Below are 3,344 nucleotides of genomic sequence, written 5' to 3'. Positions count from 1 at the left end.
GCCGACACCCTCTACGGCGGCCAGGGCAACGACGTGGTCTACGGGGATCTCGGCGACGACATCCTCTACGGGGACCTTGGCGACGACGTGCTCACGGGCGGCTCGGGCGCCGACCGCTACGTCTTCAACCCGGCCTCGGGCCACGACGTGATCCTGGGCTTTGCCCAAGCCGAGGGCGACCGCATCGACCTGCGCGGGCAGAGCTACAGCTTCGGCACGGCCGCCGACGGCTCGGGCAGCGCCCTGCTGGTGCTCTCGGGGGGCGGCACGATCGAACTCGCCGGCATCACCCAGGGGCAGGTCAACGCCAGCTTCTTCGCCTGAGCGACACGGCCTGAACCGAGGTGCGCCGCCTTCGATCCGAGGGCGGGGCACCATGCTGGCAACCGCGGGCCTGTTCGTGATTTAACTGCTTAGGTTGTGACGAGGAGTCAATGAACGCCTTTTCGTTGTGTATTGCTTCAACTTAACGGAAGACTGCGAAAACTCCTTTCCGATTCCGCTTCATTTGGTCTTGAAGGTCCGCAGTATTTTGACTGTTAATCGGTATCCCAATTTCAAGGAGACCGTAGTGAACGAAGGCGCAGCAGTCCAGCAGGCAAATAAAATCGACCTCGTCGTCGATATCGTCACGGAGACAAAGGTCATGCGGCCGGGGTTACCGCTACGGCAATCGAGGACGCGACATCGTCCCGTCCACCGGGCCCGCGCTGCGCTGATCTTAATACCGTTTACTTTGATACTGGCGGTCGTGCTCGTTCCCGAGGGCCGGCTGGCCTGTGCGGAACCCGTGGCCAGGGAGACGAGCCCGGACGGGGCGTGGACCCTTACCCTGTGTTCCCGTCCTATGTGGTTCGCGATGCCGGGCGGGTCGAGTGACGCGCCGGGTTGGATCGTGCTGCGCGACCGCACTGGCGCGATCCGCGGGGTTACGGGCCTGGGTATGGTGCAGATGTACGGCGGCGAGACGATTTGGCTGCCGGAAAAGGTCGCGCGGTCCCTCGTGACGGAGATGCCGCTACCCCGGACGCGGAGCGCCCCGAGGGTTTGGATTGAGGATCGGCTCTGGCGCCTGCGCGCACTGCTCGGCCTCACCCGGACCGATGACGCATTTCATTAGTCCGCTCACCGAGCCAAAGCGTGCCGTTGACCTGCCGGCAAGCGCGAGGGAGGCTCGGCGCATGAGCTTCTGCCTCGATGCCGTCTTTGCCGACCTGCGCGCCCGTCTCGCCGAGCCGCACCGCCATTACCACGGGCAGGCGCACATCGACGCCATGCTCGCCGACCTCGACGCCCGGCGCGGCGCGTTCCACGACCCCGAGGCGGTCGAACTGGCGGTCTGGTTCCACGACGCCATCTACGTCCCAGGCGCCCTCGACAATGAGCGGGCGAGCGCCGCATTGCTGCGGACGGCAATGGCCGGCCTCGCCCCGGAACAACGGCTCGCGGCCGCCGAGGCGATGGTGCTGGCCACCGAGCGCCACGACGTGCCGCCCGGCCTGCCGGCGCCACTCTCGGCCGACCTCGCAGCGTTTCTCGACATGGACATGGCAGTGCTGGGTGCCGAGCCGGCGGCTTACGACCGCTACGCAAAGGGCGTGGCGGCGGAGTTCGTGCCAGTGGTGGGCGCGATCGCCTACCAGCTTGGCCGCGCGGCGTTCCTACGCGGCGTCCTCGACGATCGAAAGCCACTGTTCCATACCCCTGCGGGCCGCGCCCTCATGGATCGGCCGGCGCGGGCGAACTTGGGACGTGAGCTGGATGGGTTGGGCTGAGACCACCCCAACCATCGCATGCACGCCCAGAACCCGACCGCCCTCGCGCAGGCGGAGGCCTTCGACAAGGACCCGAGCCGGCTCGCCACCGAGCCTTTGGCGTGCATGCCCCTGGTGTTGATGGACAACTACAACACGGCCGAGATGCCCACGACCGGCGGTTCCAAGGCCCTCGAGGGGGCAAGGCCGGCCGAGGACGCCTTCGCGGTGGCCAAGTTGCGCAAGGCCGGCGCCAACATCCTGGCCAAGGCCAACATGCAGGAGCTCGCCTTGGGCGGGGTCTCGGTCAGCTCGCTCGGCGGGCAGGTGCGCAACCCCTACGACCTGACCCGCACGCCCGGTGGGTCGAGCGGGGGCACGGGCGTGGCCGTGGCGGCCAATCTGGCCTTGGCCGGTACCGGGAGTGACACGGTCAATTCGATTCGCTCGCCGGCCTCGGCCAACAACCTCGTCGGCCTGCGCCCGACCCAAGGTCTGATCAGCCTGTCGGGAGTGATGCCGGTCTCAAAAACCCAGGACGCCATCGGGCCGCTCACGCGTACCGTCGCGGACGCTGCCGCCCTGCTGCAGGTCATGGCAGGCGTCGATCCGAACGACCCGCTGACGGCCAAGGGCGAGGGGCAGGTGCCGGCGAGCTACGCCGCCTTCCTCAAGCCCGACGCGCTGAAGGGGGCCCGCCTCGGCGTGGTCAGAGCCCTGTTCGCGACCAAGCCCGAGCACGAGGCCGTGAATTCCGTGATGCAGGCGGCCCTCGACCGGCTGCGGGAGGCCGGTGCCGTGCTGGTGACGATCGATGACATGGCCTTCGACGCCGACACCCTGAACGCCCAGGACGACGTCCAGTCCTACGAGTTCAAGGCGCTGTTCAACGCCTACCTCGCCTCGGTGCCCAACGCCCCGCAAAAGGATCTGGCCGGGCTGATCGCCTCAGGGCTCTATGCCAAGCCGGCGCTGGACAAGTTCCTGACCGGGGCGGAGGCACGGCAGACTGGCATGCAAGACCCGGAGTACAAGGCCTGGCTTGACCGGATCGCCGCCTTCAAGGCGCATGTGGCCTCGGTCTTCGCAAGCGAGCGGCTCGACGCCCTGGTCTACCCGCAACAACAGCGACTGGTGGTCCCCATCGGAGAACTCAATCAAGCCGACCGCAACGGCATCGTGGCCGGCCTGACGGGCTTCCCAGCCATCGACATCCCGGCAGGGTTTTCACCGCCAAGCGACAGCGCGCCGCTCGGCGTTCCAGTGGGCATGGACCTCCTCGGATTACCATGGACCGAGGGCAAGCTGCTCGGTTTCGCCTATGCCTTCGAGCAAGCTGCCAAGCTTCGGCGGCCTCCTCAGAGCGCGCCGACGGTTGGTTCCGATAGCAAGTAGGAGCTGAACCCTCGAACCTGTACCTACTATCTCCCATCTTCTAGAGCGTGTTATGAACCCATCATTAATCGTTCGACTTGCTTGAGCATGAGGCAGGCGAAGGCGACCATATGCAGGCCTGCCAGGGTGGTGGCATAGCCTTCGTAATCCTTGACCGGTCTTCGGCAGCGCGTGGCCCAGGCGAAGGATCGCTCG

The 3,344-nt window shown here is 66.6% G+C and carries 3 protein-coding genes and 2 pseudogenes; 4 read left to right on the top strand and 1 reads right to left on the bottom strand.

The features are described from left to right. From COGEMETH_RS25695 to COGEMETH_RS23230, 4 genes and pseudogenes are all read left to right on the top strand, one after another. A pseudogene (locus tag COGEMETH_RS25695) lies at window positions 1-324 on the top strand (calcium-binding protein); the annotation flags it as partial. 127 nt (window positions 325-451) lie between these two features. Further along, window positions 452-1,120, top strand: a complete 669-nt coding sequence (locus COGEMETH_RS23240) for a hypothetical protein (RefSeq protein ID WP_238185052.1) — start codon at window positions 452-454, stop codon at window positions 1,118-1,120. 61 nt (window positions 1,121-1,181) lie between these two features. After that, entirely contained in the window at window positions 1,182-1,775 is a 594-nt protein-coding gene (locus COGEMETH_RS23235; RefSeq protein WP_238185051.1) for an HD domain-containing protein, read from the top strand. Between the two features lie 18 nt (window positions 1,776-1,793). Further along, window positions 1,794-3,149 (top strand): amidase family protein, encoded by a 1,356-nt coding sequence (locus tag COGEMETH_RS23230; RefSeq protein WP_238185050.1) that lies wholly within the window; start codon window positions 1,794-1,796, stop codon window positions 3,147-3,149. A gap of 50 nt (window positions 3,150-3,199) precedes the next feature. Here COGEMETH_RS23230 and COGEMETH_RS23225 read toward each other — a convergent pair. Continuing rightward, window positions 3,200-3,344, bottom strand: a pseudogene (locus COGEMETH_RS23225) (IS5/IS1182 family transposase); the annotation flags it as partial.

The organism is Methylobacterium trifolii, from assembly GCF_022179685.1.
In the GTDB taxonomy this organism is placed as follows: Bacteria; Pseudomonadota; Alphaproteobacteria; order Rhizobiales; family Beijerinckiaceae; genus Methylobacterium; species Methylobacterium trifolii.
This window is presented reverse-complemented; position numbering and strand designations above follow the sequence as displayed.